The following is a 17,811-nucleotide window of genomic DNA, read 5'->3' on the forward strand; positions in this document are numbered from 1 at the left end:
CTGCCCGACAGGGATACCAAAGCCCGAGACTGCCATGACCGAACCCCTAGCCGTCGAACCGATCATCATCCCCGATTTCATAACTGCAACACTTGGTTTTGCGGTTTACCTTGCAGGTGCGCAGATCAATTCCCGTGTGGAGGCTCTGCGCCGTTTCAACATCCCGGAACCGGTCACCGGTGGGCTTCTGGCGTCACTGGTTGTTCTGGCGCTGTATCTTGTCGGCGGGATCGAGTTGTCTTTTGAGTTGGAGACCCGGGATTTCCTGCTTGTTCTGTTCTTCGCCGGCATCGGGCTGAATGCCCGGATTTCCGATCTGATCGCGGGTGGCAAGCCGCTGCTTCTGCTGCTGGTTCTGACACTGATCACGATAGTCGCACAAAACGTCATCGGGGCTATCGGGGCAGGGATATTCGGCTATCCGGTTCAATCCGGAGTCCTGTTTGGCTCGGCTGCATTGATCGGCGGGCACGGAACCGCCATTGCATGGGCCCCCGAAGTTGCGCGCACCACCGGGTTGGAGGGCGCGACCGAGCTGGGGGTAGCGGTGGCCACATTGGGGCTGGTTCTGGCCGCGCTGATTGGCGGTCCGGTCGCCAAGTATCTGGTCGAGAAGTTCAACCTGACACCAGATCGGCCGGACGAGGAACACACGGTCGGTCTCCCGTCAGAGGACAATGGTGCACACACCGACATTGATCACATGACCTTGATGCGGGTGCTGCTGTTTCTCAATATCGCCATCATTCTGGGGTTCGGCGTGCACCAGATCATTCTTGAACTGGGATTAAAGCTGCCACTTTTTGTGCCCTGCCTGATCATGGCCATCTTGATTGCCAATGTCAGAAGTGCCCTGCGCCCGAATGCGCCACCAGTTGCCCGAACGCCGGCGCTTGCGCTGATTTCGGAGTTCGCACTTGGCGCGTTTCTTGCCATGTCTCTGATGAGCCTGCAGCTATGGACCATCGCGGAACTGGGTATCGTGATCGCCGCGATCCTGACAGCTCAGACTCTGTTCACCATCGTGTTCGTGATCTGGGTTTTGTTTCCGGTCATGGGCGGTGGGTACCGCGCTGCCGTATTGGCCGCGGGCTTTGGTGGCTTCGCACTGGGGGCTACCCCGACCGCTATCGCCAACATGACGGCTGTGACCAAGAGATACGGCCCGTCGCCCATCGCATTCATCGTTTTACCGCTTGTCTCCGCCTTCTTCGTGGACATCGCCAACGCAATCGTTATTCAGGCGATCGTGAACTTCTAAGGACCGACCATGCCCGACCTATTGATCGAACTGTTTTCCGAGGAAATCCCGGCGCGCATGCAGACCCGCGCGGGCGACGATCTGAAAAAGCGGATCACGGATGGTCTGGTCGAGGCCGGCCTGACCTATGCAGGTGCCGGCGCCTTTACCACACCGCGCCGACTGACACTGGCGATCGAAGGGCTGCTGGCCGAGAGCCCGACCGTTCGCGAAGAGCGAAAGGGCCCAAAGGTCGGGGCGCCGGACAAGGCGATCGAAGGATTTCTGCGCGGCGCCGGCCTGACCCGCGACCAGCTGGAAGAGCGCGACACCCCCAAGGGTGCGGTCTATTTTGCGACGATCGAAAAACCGGGACGCCCGGCGTCAGAGATTGTCGCCGAAGTGTTAGAAACGACCATCCGCAACTTCCCATGGCCCAAATCAATGCGCTGGGGGACCTCGTCATTGCGCTGGGTTCGGCCTTTGCACTCAATCCTCTCTATCCTGACCGACGAGACCGCGGCTCAGGTTGTGCCGCTGGAGATCGAAGGCATCACGTCAGGCGACAGTACGCGTGGCCATCGCTTCATGGCCCCCGATGTGTTTACTGTCACTTCTTTCGAGGACTACGAGGCCAAGCTGAAGCGCGCGAACGTGATGCTGAACCCTGCCGAGCGGGCCGAACACATTCGGAACGATGCCCAGAATCTGGCCTTTGCGGCCGGCCTCGAGATGGTCGAGGACAATGGACTTCTGGCCGAAGTTGCCGGTCTGGTCGAATGGCCGGTGGTTCTGATGGGCGAAATCGGTGCCGAATTCCTTGAGCTGCCGCCCGAGGTTCTTCAGACCTCGATGAAGGAACACCAGAAATTCTTTTCGGTCCGTAACCCGAAAACAGGCCGAATCGAACGTTTTATTACCGTGGCAAACCGCGAAACCGCGGACAATGGCGCGACCATTCTGGCGGGCAACCAGAAAGTTCTGTCGGCGCGGCTGGCAGATGCCAAATTCTTCTGGGAGAACGATTTGCGCGTGGCGCGTTCGGACTTGAGTTCCTGGACCGATGCGCTTGAGAACGTGACCTTCCACAACAAGCTCGGCTCGCAGGGGGATCGGATCCGCCGAATTGCGACGCTGTCGCGGGAACTGGCCGAGGTGACCGGAGCAGACGCGGATCTGGCCGGGCGCGCTGCAGATCTGGCCAAGGCCGATCTGAGTTCGGAAATGGTCTATGAGTTTCCTGAACTTCAGGGGCTCATGGGGCGCTACTACATCGAAGCCGCAGGCGAAGACGCCGCCGTGGCTGCCGTTGCCGAGGAACACTACTCGCCGCTGGGACCGTCGGACGATGTTCCGACTGCGCAGCTGTCAGCGACGGTGGCCCTGGCAGACAAGCTCGACACTTTGACAGGGTTCTGGGCCATCGACGAAAAGCCGACGGGATCCAAGGATCCCTTTGCCCTGCGCCGCGCAGCCCTTGGTGTGATCCGTTTGGTTATGGAAAACGACCTGCGCCTTCCGCTTGCAGAGTTTGCGGCGCGTGCCTTCTTTCCGCACGCCCTGAAGCGTGATGCAAATGGTGAAACTCCTGAGGAAAAGCGCGCGGAATATTCCCGGATCACCGGAATTGACGCCGACAAGCTGCCGGGTCTGGAGCTGGCCGCCATGACATCGATGATCGCCGAGCACGGAGTATTTGGTGCGCTGTGGAACACGCTCAAAGACAAAAACTCGTCATTCCGTGAAGATGCTGACACGATCACCGATCTGGTTGCGTTCTTTCACGACCGCCTCAAGGTGTTTTTGCGCGATCAGGGAATTCGCCATGATGTCATCGATGCCTGTATTGCGATGGAGGGCAATGACGACCTCAACCTACTGGTCAAACGTGCGCGCGCGCTGGGATCCGTTCTGGCCACCGAGGACGGCGAAAACCTTGTGCAGGGGTTCAAGCGGGCCAACAATATTCTCACGCAGGCCGAAGAAAAAGACGGCGTAGAATACTCTTACGGCGCAGATGCAAAATACGCGGAAACCGACAGCGAAAGGGCACTGTTCGCGGCGTTGAATGGGGCCGAGGCCGCTATCGCTCCGGCGTTGGAAAAAGAGGATTTCCCGGCAGCTATGGCCGCGATGGCAGGCCTGCGTGCCCCGATCGATGCCTTTTTCGAAGAAGTGCAGGTGAACACGGACAATGAGGTTCTGCGCCGGAATCGCCTGAACCTTTTGAGCCAGATCCGCACCATTTGCTCCAGCGTCGCCGATCTTACGCGCATCGAAGGTTAAAGCGAGCGCCGGAGGGACAGGCGGGCAGAAACGGTTCCGGGTCCGAAATTCCCTGCGCCGTGTGCGGACACGGCCCTTGCGTGTCGCTCAAAGGATCCTATCCTGCTGCGGAACACGGAGGTGCTGCGGTGCAGAATGATCCCGATACCACGTTGATTACGCCGACCGCTCCGGTGAGTGCGCGCACGCATGGCGGCCGGGCGAAATGCCTTCAACGGCTGGTGCGTCTGGATCTTCCGGTGCCGCGCACGGTGGCGCTGTCGTTTGATGCCGTGCACGAGATCGCCGAAGGCAACATGCCGGACTTGCGGGCCGTCGTGGATCAGTTTGATGCATCGGCTTTGCTGTGCGTGCGCCCGTCTTCGGAAGATCCGGATTGGGGCGGGCCAGGGGCCGTTTTGAACATCGGGATGAATGACCGGCTTTTCGAAGAATTGAGCGGCACATTGGGAGAAGCGCCCGCAGCCGCTCTCTATTTGCGTTTTGTGCAGTCCTACGCGGTGCACGTGGCCAGGCTTGACCCGGATCTGTTCGTGCTCGAGCCCGGCGACGATGTATCCCGTGCCCTCAAGGAAACGCTCGATACCTACGAAGACGAAGCAGAAGAACAGTTCCCGCAGGATCGCGCCGAACAATTGTCCGGCGTTCTTCAGGCGATGGCCCGAGCCTGGGAAGGCACATCGGCGCGATTGCTGCGGCAGGCCAAAGGCGCACCGGCGGATGCTGGGCTGGGTCTTGTTGTCCAAGAGATGATTCCGGGAATCGGAAAGGGCGAGTGCGGGTCGGGCGTGTTGCAGCTGGCCGACCCGATTACGGGCCTGCCACAGATCACTGGTCGTTACCTGAGCCAGAGCCAGGGTCGCGATGCCTTGGGGGCCGGGGCCGAAGCCCTGTATCTCGAACAGGATCAGCGCGGTCCGTCTTTGGAGGACGAGGCGCCAGAAGCATTCTCCGAGTTAAAAATCCACGCCGCCCTGATGCGCAAGAGGTTGCGCGAAGAGATGCAGGTTGAATTCGTCATAAACGGGGGCAGGGTGCATATCCTTGACGGCATGCGGGTGCCGCGTGCTCCGCGTGCTGCCGTTCGCATGGCGGTGCGGCTCGCCGAGGACGGGATCATCACCCCGCAAGAAGCGGTGATGCGCATCGATCCGCATGCGGTCAACGAGTTGCTCCATCGGCAGGTGGACCCAAATGCCGAGCGGGACGTGCTGACAACCGGCGTTGCTGCCAGCCCGGGCGCAGCCAGTGGACGGATCGTGTTCACCTCGGCCGAGGCGCAGGCCAGCGCAGCCCGCGGCGAACCCTGTATTCTGGTGCGACGCGAAACTTCGCCCGGCGACATCCGCGGGATGCACGCTGCGGCCGCCGTGCTGACAGAAAAGGGCGGGATGACCAGCCACGCAGCCGTTATCGGGCGCGGATTGGGTTTGCCTTGCATCGTCGGGGCATCCTCGTTTCGGTTTCAGACAAAGAACAAACAGTTGACCGCCCCGGATGGCAGAGTCTTCCGCACCGGGGATATCCTGACCATTGATGGTAGCACGGGTCAGGTGCTTGCTGGCGAGCCAGCGATGCTGGAAGCCGCACTGGATGACGCCTTTCTAACCCTCATGGGCTGGGCCGACGAAGCCCGCGACATCGACATTCGCGCCAATGCCGATACCCCTGCCGACGCCCGCACGGCCCGGAATTTCAACGCACAGGGGATCGGTTTGTGCCGGACCGAGCACATGTTTTTCGAGCCGGGTCGTCTGACGGTCATGCGCGAGATGATTTTTGCCCAGACCAGCGAGGGCCGTGCTGCGGTTCTGGCCCGGCTGTTGCCCATGCAGCGCGACGATTTCGCCGAGCTCTTCAGTATCATGGAAGGGCAGCCTGTTTGTATCCGTCTGTTTGATCCGCCGCTTCACGAATTTCTTCCGACCACGCGCACTGGTCAACGCGAACTGGCCGAGGCGCTGGATATGCCGGTTTCAGACGTGACCCGGCGCGTGGAGGCGATGGAAGAGTATAACCCAATGCTCGGCCTGCGCGGCGTTCGGCTGGGTGTTACTGTACCCGAGATCTACGACATGCAGGCCCGCGCCATCTTCGAGGCCACGCTGAGTGCGACGCATGACGGGGAACCTGTCGTTCCCGAGATCATGATCCCGCTGGTTTCAGCCCGGCGCGAGGTCGAGCTGGTCAAGGCCCGAATCGATGCGGTTGCTGCTGCAGTGCGTGCCGAACAGGGGCGCGACTTTGACTACCGGCTTGGCGTGATGGTCGAAACACCACGTGCATGTTTGCGGGCAGATGAAATCGCGCCGCAGACGGCCTTTCTCAGCTTTGGCACCAACGATCTCACCCAGATGACCTATGGTTTGTCGCGTGACGACGCCGGGCGTTTCATGTCCGACTACGTGCAGCAGGAGGTGTTTCCCGAGGATCCGTTCCATGTTCTGGATGCCGAAGGCGTGGGTGAATTGCTGCGGATTGGGGTGGATCGCGGGCGCAAGGCCAACCCGGGAATCACCCTTTCGATCTGCGGTGAACACGGCGGGAATCCCGAATCAATTTCCTTTTGCAGGGACGCTGGGTTTGATTATGTGTCCTGTTCTCCCTTCCGAGTCCCTGTGGCGCGACTGGCTGCCGCACAATTGGCGATTGGACACAAGATCGGCGATGGGCTTGACGCCTGACACAAGATTTTGTAGCCAACCGCAAGATTGATTTTATAAGTCATTGGCAAAATATGACTAATTTATGCTTGCATTTTGACGAAATCTGGACCTTCGGCCCGGTCTGATGTAAGCGATGCCCCGTGGGTGCCTGGGGGGAGCGCCGCTGTTCGCTCGTCGTGGAGTAAGAAATGAAACTATTTGTAGCTGCCGCAACGGTGGTCTTGGCCACCGCACTGTCTCCTATGTCGTCTGCTGATACCGGACCGGAGAAAATGACTCTGGTCTCCACCGGCCAAGAACCGGTCGTGGTCAAACGCACCACTGACAGCGGCCTCGCACGCTTTTTGCGTGGCGTGAATTCAGGCAAGCCCTCTGAGCCGGTCAAGATCAGCTACACCCGCGACTGGGTGGATTCGTTGCCCAAGGCGGAAGGGGACGAAAACTGGAAGTGCCTGGCCGAAGCACTGTATTTCGAAGCCCGCGGTGAAACCGTGCGGGGCCAGTTTGCCGTGGCTGAGGTGATTCTGAACCGGGTCGACAGTGAACGGTTTCCTGACACGCTCTGCGGTGTGATCCGGCAGGGAACAGGGCGCAAGTACCAGTGCCAGTTCACCTATACCTGTGATGGCCACAAGGAAGTCATTCACGAAAAGAAGGCCTATGAACGGGTTTCGAAAGTTGCGCGTGCGGTCATCGACGGCGCCGGCGGTGAACTGACCGAAGGGGCGACCCACTACCATACCAAGTTCGTGAAGCCGAAATGGTCGCGCGTTTACAAGGAAACCGCGCGCATTGGTGTGCACATTTTCTATCGCCACAACTACCGGACCGCATCCAGCGAATGAAGTGTATGCAGCACCGGGTTGCTGGTGCTGCAACGATTGGGCTGTTAAAGAGGCGCGCGGCAGATAATGCCGCTGACCCAATGTTGAGCACAATCGCCGAAGGGCTCCTGTTATGAGCACAGAAATCCGCCTCGCTTTTGCCCATCCCTCGGAGCGAGCAGAGGCCACGGCACAAGAAGGTCCGCTGGATCGCATTTCGCTGCGCGATCATATTGTGGAAATCGAGATCGGTGCCTTTCAGGCCGAGCGTGGTGTTACTCAGAGAATTTGTTTCAACGTGGTTGTCGAAGTGCAGCCGCTGACCGGGCCGATCGACGATGATGTGGACCGGATCCTGTCCTACGACCGGGTGACCGAAGCAATTGCCCATGAGTTGTCTGAAGAACGGCTGAACCTTCTGGAAACTCTGGCAGAACGGGTGGCCGAGCGGATTTTGCTGGAACCGCAAGCCGTTCGCGCATTTGTCCGAATCGAAAAGCTTGACCGTGGACCGGGGGCCTTGGGTGTCGAGATCGTGCGCGGCAAGGACATGGTTCATCACGAGGTCGAAGAGGAAGAACGCCCTCATCCCCGCCTCGTATTTCTTTCCAATGCTGCTATTGCATCGGACAACCTGACGGGTTGGATTGACCAGCTTCAGAATCGCGAACGCCCGCTGATCCTCTGCGTTGGGGCAGCGGATCTGTCGGCGCCACAGACCGGTCACGCCATGACGCAGCGCCGGATCGACCTGTTGGCGATCGAGCAGAATGCCTGGGTTTTGGCGTCCAAGGATGACCGCTGTGTCGTGGTTTCAACCCGAACCGAGCTGAGCTGGGCAATGAAAAACGGACAGATTTGCGTTTGGGCCCCGTCTAAGATCGTTCTCGATGCGGTGGATGGCCCTTCGGCCAAACCGTCCGATGCCGTGGCGCTGGCAGCATGGTTCGCGGCAACCTTTTCGGCAGGCGAAATGCTGGTGATTGGCGCGGACCTGCCTGACAACCCGGGTGTTCTATTGCGCTCGGTTCCGGTGGAGCAATCCCGGCTTTGACCATCTACGCCCGCCCCCTTGTTCAGAATGGCGGTGCGCGTCCCGCCGATGCTGTGCCACTTTTGGGAACGCAGGCGTGGTTCTGCCATGCCGAAGTGTTATCCCGGTCAGAACCGCCTCGCATCGTTTCGGCGTGCGATCTGCCGGATGGAGTATTGGCGCCATTGACCGAACCGCGACCCGCTCTGGCCGGGTTGGACATGAGGCAGCCCCAGATCATGGGAGTGCTCAACGCAACACCGGACAGTTTCTCCGACGGCGGGCAACATAGCGGCTGTCAACAGGCGATCGACCATGCCCTTCGGATGCAGGCCCAAGGTGCGGCCATCGTGGACATTGGCGGAGAATCGACCCGGCCCGGGGCAGAGCGCGTACCTGCCAAGACCGAGATGGAGCGAATTCTGCCGGTCATTGAAGGTTTGCGAAACAAAAGCGATGTGCCTGTTTCAGTGGATACGCGCAAGGCAGATGTGGCAAAGGCAGCGTTGGCAGCTGGCGCCGATTTGGTCAATGACGTGTCCGGGTTCACCTTCGACCCGGCGCTTCTGCCCCTGTGTTCAGAGACAAAGGCGCCTGTGTGCATCATGCATGCACAGGGGGAGCCGGAAACCATGCAGGATGACCCGAACTACGGTCATGTTCTTCTGGACGTCTACGACTTTCTTGCCGGGCAGGTGGCCCGGTTGGAGGAAGCAGGAATTCCGCGCAGCCGAATAGCGATCGACCCGGGGATAGGGTTCGGTAAGACCGAGGCGCATAATCTTGCGATATTGCAGGGGCTGAGCCTTTTTCACGGGATTGGCTGTGCGATTTTGCTTGGAGTGTCACGTAAAGGGTTTATCGGCAGAATCGGTCGGGAGCCAAATGCCGCGGCACGGGCACCGGGTTCCATTGCGGTAGGGCTTGCAGGACTGGCTCAGGGCGTGCAGATTCTGCGTGTTCACGACGTGGCCGAAACGGCTCAGGCGATCAGGCTATGGCAGGCCGTGACCTGAGTAACGGCGGGCCTGCATAATAACGATTGAGATTTGGAGCGGGACTTTGTCAGCAATGCGCAAGCTTTTTGGAACCGATGGTGTCCGTGGGACGGCAAACCAGCATCCGATGACCGCCGAACTGGCGCTTCGGATCGGGGCGGCTGTCGGTCGCTATTTCCGGCGCGACGCCACCGGCGTGCACCGGGTGGTGATCGGCAAGGATACCCGGCTTTCGGGTTACATGCTGGAAAGCGCGCTGACGGCAGGTCTGACCTCGACAGGGATGAACGTTCTGCTGATGGGGCCGGTGCCAACTCCTGCCGTGGGCCTGATGACCCGTTCGATGCGCGCCGATCTCGGAGTGATGATCTCGGCAAGTCACAACCCGGCCGAGGACAATGGCATCAAGTTCTTTGGTCCGGATGGTTTCAAACTGTCGGACGAAGACGAGATTGCCATTGAAGCATTGATTGAATCCGGTGTGGATCTTGCACAGGCCCGGCATATCGGCAGGGCAAAGAGAATTGATGATGCCCGGTTCCGCTATGGTGAGCGGGTCAAATCCTCGCTGCCACGCGGTTTGCGGCTCGACGGTCTCAAGGTGGTCGTGGATTGCGCCAACGGTGCGGCTTATCGCGCGGCGCCCGAGATCCTGTGGGAACTGGGGGCCGAAGTGATCCCGGTTGGCACCAGCCCTGACGGAATCAACATCAACCGCGGGTGTGGGTCGACGCAGCCTGATGCGGCCGCCTCGGCGGTGGTCGCACATCAGGCGCATGTCGGGATTTGCCTCGACGGAGATGCAGACCGGGTCGTGATGATTGATGAGACGGGAACCGTCGCGGACGGAGACCAGATCATGGCGCTGCTGGCAACGCGCTGGGCGGCAGAGGAGCGTCTGGCGGGCGGCGCATTGGTTGCGACGGTCATGTCCAACCTTGGACTTGAACGCCATCTCGAAGCCAGCGGACTGCGCTTAGAGCGCACCAAGGTCGGCGATCGCTACGTTGTCGAGCGGATGCGGGAAGGCGGTTATAATCTCGGGGGTGAACAGTCCGGCCATATCGTCATGAGCGATTATGCCACCACCGGTGACGGCCTTATGGCGGCGCTGCACGTCTTGTCCGAGATGGTTCGATCGGGGCAGCCGGCCAGTGTTCTGGCAAGCCAGTTTGATCCGGTGCCGCAACTGTTAAAAAATGTGAGATTCTCCGCGGGTCAGACCCCGTTGGATCTGCCGGGAGTGCAGTCTGCAATCGCCGGAGCTGAATCGGCGCTCACCGGCAAGGGACGGTTGCTTATTCGCAAGTCAGGCACAGAGCCGCTGATCCGGGTCATGGCGGAATGTGAGGATGCCGACATCCTCAATCAGGCCGTGGACAGCGTGGTGGACGCGGTCAGTGAGGCGGTTTCGGCCTGATCCTGACCCCTGCTGCTGCCTTCAGCCGCGACCGAACAGCCTCCGGAGCGCCCCGTACTGGCTGAGCGCGACCCCGGCGAGGATCAGGGCAAGCGCCAACAAGAGCGACGGCGGCAGGGGCTCGCCCAGAAATAGGCTGCCCATGAGAACTGCCCATACCGGAACCATGTAGTTCACAAGGCTCATGAAGACCGGTCCGGCGCTTCGGACAAGGCTGACACGCAGCAGGTTCGCCGCTGCAGTCGGAATCAACCCCAGAACCGCAAGAACGGCCAGCGTCTGTGCATCGGGCAGAGGCGGCGGCCCTTCGGCGATCCAGGCCGCTGGCAGGATTGCCGCTGCTCCGATAACCAGAAGCACCGCAGACAGCCCGAGGGGATCCACTTCGGGCAGGCGGCGCATGACAATGGAGCTTACCGCATAGCAGGCCGCAGCGCCGAGGCAGGCCAGTCTTCCCGGCATCTCCAGCGCCGCGCCTGTGCTTTCAAAAGCCTGTGCGCCGATCAACAGGCTAACCCCGACAAAGCCGATCAGAAATCCGGCAAAACGGCGCAGGGTCATGCGTTCTCCGGGCACGAAAACATGCGCAAGAGGCAGCACCATTAGCGCAACACTGGCCATCGAAACGCCGGTAAAACCCGAGGTCACATGTTGTTGTCCCCATGAGATCAACGCAAAGGGAAGAGCCGAACTGAGGACTGCGACCAGCACCAGAGCGCGCCAGTTTTCTGGGCTGGGTGGCTGACGAAACAGGCCGCCACCGCGCATCTGCCAAATCGCGACACTCAAGACCCCTCCGAACCCGATACGGTATGCGGCCAGCCAAAACGGAGTGACACCGCGCAGCGCGATCTCAATCACAAGAAATGTGCATCCCCAAGTGAAGCCGAGAATGAAAACCTCAATCCAGTTTTTTCTCGTTATTTCAATTTCATCCATGACGAATCTCAGGTCGGGTGCTGGAGGGGCTGTCGGGAGGTGTCGGATTTCGCAGTGCAGGTAACCGCCATTGCAGAAAAAAGCAAAATGACGAAGACCTTGCCGATCAGAGTTAGATCAATTGTTCATTTCGGGCAAGTTGCGTTTGGATGTAGTTGAGAAATAGCTTTGAAGACATTGAAATAGAAACAAAAAAGGCGACGCCGTAGCTGGCGTCGCCCCCATGGTCAGAACCAGTTGCGGATCAGTTCTTGGCCTTGTCGACCATCTTGCCGGCCGAGATCCACGGCATCATGTCGCGCAGCTTCTCACCGACTTGTTCGATCTGGTGTTCGTCATTGGCACGGCGCGACGCTTTGATGGTCGGCTGGCCAACGGCGTTTTCCAGCATGAAGTCACGGACGAACTTGCCCTGCTGAATGTCGTTGAGGACTTCCTTCATACGCGCTTTGGTCTCGTCGTATTTCAGGATGCGCGGGCCGGTGACATACTGGCCATACTCGGCCGTATTGGAGATCGAGTAATCCATGTTGGCGATGCCGCCTTCGTAGATCAGGTCAACGATCAGCTTCACTTCGTGCAAGCATTCGAAATAGGCCATTTCGGGGGCATAGCCCGCTTCGACCAGAGTTTCGAACCCGCAGCGGATCAGTTCAACCAGACCGCCGCAGAGCACCGCCTGTTCACCGAAGAGGTCGGTTTCGCATTCTTCGCGGAAGTTGGTCTCGATGATGCCCGAGCGGCCGCCGCCGATGGCGGAGCAATAGGAGAGGCCGATTTCCAGCGCCTTGCCGGTGGCATCGGTGTCGACAGCCACGAGGCAGGGTACGCCACCGCCTTTGGTGTACTCGCCGCGCACCGTGTGGCCGGGGCCTTTGGGGGCCATCATGATGACGTCGATACCTTCCTTGGGCTCGATCAGGCCGAAATGCACGTTCAACCCGTGGGCGAAGGCAATCGCCGCACCGGGCTTGATGTTGTCATGTACGTATTTCTTGTAGGTCTCGGCCTGAAGCTCGTCGGGCATGGTGAACATGATCAGGTCACACCAGGCCGCTGCTTCGGCGATGCCCATCACCTGAAGGCCTTCGCCTTCAGCTTTCTTGGCGCTGGCCGAACCTTCGCGCAAGGCAACGACGACGTTCTTGGCGCCCGAGTCGCGCAGGTTCAGCGCGTGGGCGTGACCCTGAGAGCCATAGCCCAGAATCGCCACTTTCATGTCCTTGATCAGGTTAATATCGCAATCGCGATCATAGTAGACGCGCATGTCGCCGGTCCTTCTTGGTTTCGATTGCGGTGGTTCTAACCGGTGGAATCGCTATTGGCGATGCCGGTTGGATTGAGTATTTGGAAAAAAGGTGAAGAATAATTCGCCATTATAGAGAAGGGCGAAAAAAACATGCTTGATGACGTGGACAGGCGCATTCTGCGTCACTTTCAGGCCGATCCCAGTCTGACCACAGCCGAACTGGCAGATCGGTGCAGGATCTCCTCTGGGGTTTGCTGGCGGCGGTTGGAAAAAATGGAGGCGGCGGACATCCTGCAAGGACAGGAGGCGGTCATCGATTGGGCTGCTTTGGGATACGCGGTTGAGGTATCGTTGCGGGTGACGCTGGACAAGACGCAACCCCGCGCTTTCGACGAGTTTACAGCCGCGGCGCGAGACGTACCCGAAGTGTTGGAGATCCACAGTTTTCTGGGCCGTGTAGATGTGCGACTTTCGGTGATTGCCAAGGACATGGGGCATTATCAGCAGATCTATCGCGACCGAATTCTGACCTTGCCGCATATCGCGGATATCGAGGCCTTGATGCATATCGCACGGGTCAAGAGCGAAGAAGGTTTGCCGCTGTGATGGAGCGGACGAGGGTAAGCTCATGATCGAACTGGATGACATCGACCGGAGCATCTTGCGCGCGTTGCAACGGGACGCCGCGGTCAGCGCAGGGGCCTTGGGGCGGCGGATCGGACTGTCACAGCCCGCCACCTGGCGGCGGATCCGGCGTCTGGAAGAGACCGGTGTGGTCAAGGGCCGGCGTCTGCGGCTGAATGCCGAAGCGCTCGGATTTGGTGTTACGGTCTTTCTGGGCGTCAAGCTGGCGCGTAAAGGGAAAATCAGCCTTGAGGACTTTGAACGCGCCGTTAGCGCCATTCCGGAGGTGCAGACAGTAGAACACGTATTGGGTCTCTATGATTACCGCCTGCGCGTGGTTGCACGGGATCTGCCTGATTTCGAAAGGGTGTTGCGCCGCCGGATCATGACCCTTCCGGGTGCCGGCGAGGTTGAGGCCAACGTGATGCTGAGCGAAGAACGCCGACCCGGGCCGATCGGAGCGGACTGAAACAGGTAGGCATTCGGGAATGGTGCATCTTCCCTTTGCACACAATGGCAAGGCCAGATACATCATGGTCAGAGATTTGGAGAACCCGCATGGCTGCTTTGCTCGACACGATTGACCCCGAAGGCCTCGAAGAATTTTCGGTCGTCTTCACCGACCGCTCGCTGAACCACATGTCCGCTGTTTTCCAGCGCGTCATGCTCGACATCTCGGAGATGCTGCGCGAAGTTTACAATGCCAGTTCCGTGACCGTGATCCCCGGCGGAGGCACTTATGGGATGGAGGCCGTTGCCCGCCAGTTTGCTCGTAATGCGAACGTGCTGGTTGTCCGCAATGGCTGGTTCTCGTACCGTTGGAGCCAGATCTTCGAAATGGGCGGTCTCGCCGCGTCCACGACGGTGATGAAAGCGCGACAGACCGGAAACTCCAGCCCATCACCTTTTGCCCCGGCGCCCATCGATGAAGTCGTGTCTGCGATCCGAGAGCAGCGGCCAGATGTCGTGTTTGCACCGCATGTGGAAACCGCTGCGGGCGTGATCCTGCCGGATGATTACATAACGGCGATGGCGGCGGCTGCCCACGAAGTCGGTGCGCTGATGGTGCTCGACTGCATCGCCTCCGGGTGCGTTTGGGTCGACATGGGGGCAACCGGTGTCGATGTGCTGATTTCGGCACCGCAAAAGGGCTGGAGCGCATCGCCCTGTGCGGGCCTGGTAATGATGTCGGAACGGGGCGAAGCGCGCCTTGCGGAAACCGAAAGCGACAGTTTCGCCATCGATCTAAAGAAATGGCGTCAGATCATGCAGGCCTACGAGGACGGAGGCCATGCCTATCACGCGACCATGCCGACCGATGCTCTGCGCGCCTTCAGAGACACGATGGCCGAAACGCGCGACTATGGTTTTGATAAGCTGTGTGAGGCCCAATGGGATTTGGGCAATGGTGTGCGGGCCATGTTGAAAGACAAGGGGATCGTGTCAGTGGCCGCCGACGGTTTCGGAGCTCCCGGCGTCGTGGTCAGCTATACATCGGACCCCGATATCAAGACCGGCAAAAAATTCGCGGCCCTCGGGATGCAAATCGCTGCCGGTGTGCCGTTGCAATGCGATGAACCGGCCGATTTTTCGACCTTCCGTCTGGGTCTTTTCGGATTGGACAAGCTTTATGATGTCGAGGGCACTATCGCCCGTCTGCACAGAGTGCTCGATCAGGTTCTCTGAGGCCTGACACGGGTTTTTGGCCGGTTTTCCGGGCCGCGCATTCAGCGATTGAAAAACCGGCGTACCCTATGGGTTTTGCCGGTTTCCCTATTTGACGCCAAGACCCATCTGCATCAGCGTTTTTCGAACCGGGGCCAATGAGTAAAGCGCGTTCAGGCCCATTGCCCGCGCATCACGCAGCGGGCGGGCCTCCATCATCGAGGCCCGGTTCAACAGGTCGATACCCTTGACCCTCAGTTCAATCTCGGAATGGCGTGCGCGGTGATACTGATCGAGTATAGGTGCAGTTCCGGGATCGTCGCGATGGGCCGCCGCGAGATCCAGCAAGGCCCGCAGGTCGCCCAATGACATATTCAGGCCCTGCGCGCCGATCGGCGGGACGACATGGGCAGCCTCGGCCATCAGCGCGATCCTTTCGCCGGAAAGGCGCTCTGCGGACTGGCTAATGATCGGCCAGATGGTGCGGCGAGACGCCAGCTTTAGCGGCCCGAATAATCCGCAGGACCGTTCCGTCATGGCCGCTTCGAATGCGTGCGGCTCCAGATTCAGAAACTCCAGTGCCTTTGGCCCACGCTCCATCCAGACAATGGCCGACGAAGGCTGCCCTTGCCAATCCGGCAGCGGCACCAATGTGAACGGACCACCTGAGCGGTGAATCTCGGTCGAGACATATTCATGCGCGATCGGGTGGGTCACAGCGAAGGCCAGTGCTTTCTGGCCATAGCGTGTCGTGCGCACGGTGATGCCAGCGGCCTGACGCATGGGCGAGTTCCGCCCGTCGGCTGCCACCACCAGCTTGCATCGAATGCGGGACCCGTCGCTGAGACCAACACGTGCTTCGGTTTCGCGTGTGAACAACGAAGTCGTGCCGGTTCCCGGCCGGAAATCCACGTTGGAGAGATCTGCCAGCCGCGCCACCATCTCGCGCCGTAACAACCAATTCGGCAGGTTCCAGCCAAAGGGCTTTTCCGAAATGTCGGATGCGCTGAAGTCCCTGACGACCCGGGGTTCCGGAATCTCTCCGCCGGCATCAACAATCCGCATGATCTGCAGCGGCGCTGCGTGATCGGCAAGTCTGGCCCACAACCCGCACTGTTCAAGTAGCGCCTGAGCCGGTTGAAGAAATGCAGTTGTCCGCAGATCCGAACCATCGACGTCGCGCTCGGTGATCGGCGGAGCAGGGTCGACACAGATCACATCAAACCCGGCCGCGCCAAAGGCAGCGGCGGCCGTCAATCCGGCAATACCGCCACCGGAAATGAGGATGTCACAGCTTTCCGTCATGGGCCTGTTCTCCCTTTCGCGCAAACACTAGGCCGCGTGTCGCCGTGGCGCCAAGCGACATCCTGTCCCGTGAGCATCACGCCGCCGCGGGTGTCAACGAAGCCGCGACAGGAAATGGCTCAGATCATCAGTGTGATGGTGGATATGGTCGGCCTTGTGCGGATCTGGCGCCACATGCACGGTCTGCATGCCCATTTCATGCGGGGCCGCAAGGTTGCGCGGATCATCTTCGAACATCGCCGCCCGCTCAGGAACCACGCCGTCGCGGGCAAAGACTGCCTCAAAGGCTTCGCGTTCGGGCTTGGGCCGAAACTCCGCATGCTCAACGCCATAGACCGCATCGAACAGCCCAAAGAGACCTCGCGCCGCCAGAACCCGCTCGGCATAGGGCGCGCTGCCATTGGTGTAAACGATGCGCCGTCCGGGCAGATCCCGGATCTGTGCTGCCAGCTCCGCATCGTGCTCCAGATGGCTCATGTCGATCTCGTGCACCTCATGCAGATAAGGATCCGGATCCACGTCATGTTCGCGCATCAGGCCGGCTAGCGTGGTGCCATAGCTGCGCCAATAGTGCTTGCGCAGGTGATCGGCTTCGGTCCGGGTAACGCCCAATGTGCGCATGACATAGGATGTCATCCGCTGTTCGATCTGGTCGAACAGCCGGGCTCGGGGTGGGTACAGGGTGTTGTCGAGGTCGAAAACCCAGTGGCTGACATGAGAGAATGCGTGTTTGACCATGTGTTGGGATCTAGGGCAGTCCACGCCCGGTTGCAACGGCGGGCTTGATCGAGCAGGGCGGCAACCGTTAGACAGGTGCGACCGCAATGCAGCAAGGGACGGGTATGAGCCAGAGCCGACAAACCCAGAAGGACGCTTACAGCATGATCCTCGAGGCGATTGACGTGGGCGTCTACAAGCCCGGCGACCGGCTGGTGGAGAGCGATCTGGCCGAACGCTTCGGTGTGTCGCGAACGCCGATCCGCGAAGCTCTGCAGCGGCTGGAAACACAATCATTGCTTGAGCGTGACGGCAGATCATTGATCGTTGCCTCGCTTGATCACAACCAGATGGCAGAGCTTTACGTCGTACGTCGCGAGTTGGAAGGGCTGGCCGCCCGCCTCGCGGCGCGTCACGCCACCGAAGAAGAGATCAAGGTGCTGCGCGACATGGTCAGGGCCGATGATGGCCTTGTGGATGATCCTGCCGCTTTGAGCCGGGCCAACCGGAGGTTTCACGAACAGATCCATCTGGCGTCGCACAATCGCTATCTGGTGCAGCAGCTCGATCTTGTTCACCGGACCATGGCGCTGATGGCGACCACATCGCTGGCCGCGCAGGGGCGGGGCGAGATCGCACAGGGAGAGCACAAGGGGATCGTCGATGCTATCGAGGCCCGCGACGAGGAAGCGGCCGCGGAAGCGCTGCGGGAACATATCTCTATCGCGTTCATGACCCGGCTCAAGCTGGATGCCAATCAGCGTGGCAGGAGCTAACACCAGCCACGCCAGAACAATTCGGAACTATCGGCAGCGTCTTCGAGAGAGATTGCCCTAGCGTGCTAC

The 17,811-nt window shown here is 59.9% G+C and carries 15 protein-coding genes; 11 read left to right on the forward strand and 4 right to left on the reverse strand.

The genetic code is table 11. The features are described from left to right. Nucleotides 1-34: 34 nt before the first annotated feature. From gltS to glmM, 7 genes are all read left to right on the forward strand, one after another. On the forward strand, nucleotides 35-1,261 hold the full coding sequence (gltS, locus tag ACP15U_RS02655; RefSeq protein ID WP_425043571.1) for a sodium/glutamate symporter: 1,227 nt from the start codon (nucleotides 35-37) through the stop codon (nucleotides 1,259-1,261). Between the two features lie 9 nt (nucleotides 1,262-1,270). Then, entirely contained in the window at nucleotides 1,271-3,526 is a 2,256-nt protein-coding gene (glyS, locus tag ACP15U_RS02660; protein WP_425043572.1) for a glycine--tRNA ligase subunit beta, read from the forward strand. A gap of 128 nt (nucleotides 3,527-3,654) precedes the next feature. Beyond that, nucleotides 3,655-6,210: a putative PEP-binding protein gene (locus tag ACP15U_RS02665; protein WP_425043573.1), complete on the forward strand. Its 2,556-nt coding sequence runs from the start codon at nucleotides 3,655-3,657 to the stop codon at nucleotides 6,208-6,210. A gap of 170 nt (nucleotides 6,211-6,380) precedes the next feature. Next, nucleotides 6,381-7,037 carry a cell wall hydrolase gene (locus ACP15U_RS02670; protein ID WP_425043574.1) on the forward strand — a complete coding sequence of 219 codons (657 nt, stop codon included), beginning with the start codon at nucleotides 6,381-6,383 and terminating at the stop codon, nucleotides 7,035-7,037. Between the two features lie 112 nt (nucleotides 7,038-7,149). Continuing rightward, the gene (locus tag ACP15U_RS02675; RefSeq protein ID WP_425043575.1) at nucleotides 7,150-8,070 is read left to right on the forward strand and encodes a dihydroneopterin aldolase; all 921 of its coding nucleotides are present in this window, start codon (nucleotides 7,150-7,152) and stop codon (nucleotides 8,068-8,070) included. Continuing rightward, nucleotides 8,067-9,065, forward strand: a complete 999-nt coding sequence (gene folP, locus ACP15U_RS02680) for a dihydropteroate synthase (protein ID WP_425043576.1) — start codon at nucleotides 8,067-8,069, stop codon at nucleotides 9,063-9,065. The genes ACP15U_RS02675 and folP overlap by 4 nt, the downstream gene beginning before the upstream one ends. A 55-nt stretch (nucleotides 9,066-9,120) precedes the next feature. Then, nucleotides 9,121-10,467 (forward strand): phosphoglucosamine mutase, encoded by a 1,347-nt coding sequence (gene glmM / locus ACP15U_RS02685; protein ID WP_425043577.1) that lies wholly within the window; start codon nucleotides 9,121-9,123, stop codon nucleotides 10,465-10,467. A gap of 21 nt (nucleotides 10,468-10,488) precedes the next feature. On the opposite strand, the gene ACP15U_RS02690 is transcribed toward glmM, so the two are convergent. Continuing rightward, nucleotides 10,489-11,406: a DMT family transporter gene (locus tag ACP15U_RS02690; protein ID WP_425043578.1), complete on the reverse strand. Its 918-nt coding sequence runs from the start codon at nucleotides 11,404-11,406 to the stop codon at nucleotides 10,489-10,491. Nucleotides 11,407-11,650: 244 nt separating this feature from the next. After that, nucleotides 11,651-12,673 carry a ketol-acid reductoisomerase gene (gene ilvC / locus ACP15U_RS02695; RefSeq protein WP_425043579.1) on the reverse strand — a complete coding sequence of 341 codons (1,023 nt, stop codon included), beginning with the start codon at nucleotides 12,671-12,673 and terminating at the stop codon, nucleotides 11,651-11,653. 132 nt (nucleotides 12,674-12,805) lie between these two features. Here ilvC and ACP15U_RS02700 point away from each other — a divergent pair, with 132 nt between their 5' ends. From ACP15U_RS02700 to ACP15U_RS02710, 3 genes are all read left to right on the forward strand, one after another. Beyond that, entirely contained in the window at nucleotides 12,806-13,261 is a 456-nt protein-coding gene (locus ACP15U_RS02700) for an Lrp/AsnC family transcriptional regulator (RefSeq protein WP_425043580.1), read from the forward strand. Nucleotides 13,262-13,283: 22 nt separating this feature from the next. Next, nucleotides 13,284-13,748 carry an Lrp/AsnC family transcriptional regulator gene (locus tag ACP15U_RS02705; RefSeq protein WP_425043581.1) on the forward strand — a complete coding sequence of 155 codons (465 nt, stop codon included), beginning with the start codon at nucleotides 13,284-13,286 and terminating at the stop codon, nucleotides 13,746-13,748. Between the two features lie 89 nt (nucleotides 13,749-13,837). After that, the gene (locus ACP15U_RS02710; protein WP_425043582.1) at nucleotides 13,838-14,965 is read left to right on the forward strand and encodes an aminotransferase class V-fold PLP-dependent enzyme; all 1,128 of its coding nucleotides are present in this window, start codon (nucleotides 13,838-13,840) and stop codon (nucleotides 14,963-14,965) included. Nucleotides 14,966-15,052: 87 nt separating this feature from the next. On the opposite strand, the gene ACP15U_RS02715 is transcribed toward ACP15U_RS02710, so the two are convergent. Next, nucleotides 15,053-16,249: a UbiH/UbiF family hydroxylase gene (locus tag ACP15U_RS02715; protein ID WP_425043583.1), complete on the reverse strand. Its 1,197-nt coding sequence runs from the start codon at nucleotides 16,247-16,249 to the stop codon at nucleotides 15,053-15,055. A gap of 93 nt (nucleotides 16,250-16,342) precedes the next feature. Continuing rightward, on the reverse strand, nucleotides 16,343-16,987 hold the full coding sequence (locus ACP15U_RS02720) for a pyrimidine 5'-nucleotidase (RefSeq protein ID WP_425043584.1): 645 nt from the start codon (nucleotides 16,985-16,987) through the stop codon (nucleotides 16,343-16,345). Between the two features lie 104 nt (nucleotides 16,988-17,091). Here ACP15U_RS02720 and ACP15U_RS02725 point away from each other — a divergent pair, with 104 nt between their 5' ends. Then, on the forward strand, nucleotides 17,092-17,742 hold the full coding sequence (locus ACP15U_RS02725) for a GntR family transcriptional regulator (protein ID WP_425043585.1): 651 nt from the start codon (nucleotides 17,092-17,094) through the stop codon (nucleotides 17,740-17,742). Nucleotides 17,743-17,811 lie beyond the last annotated feature (69 nt).

This window comes from Primorskyibacter sp. S87, from assembly GCF_049801055.1.
Taxonomy (GTDB): domain Bacteria; phylum Pseudomonadota; class Alphaproteobacteria; order Rhodobacterales; family Rhodobacteraceae; genus JBNAGF01.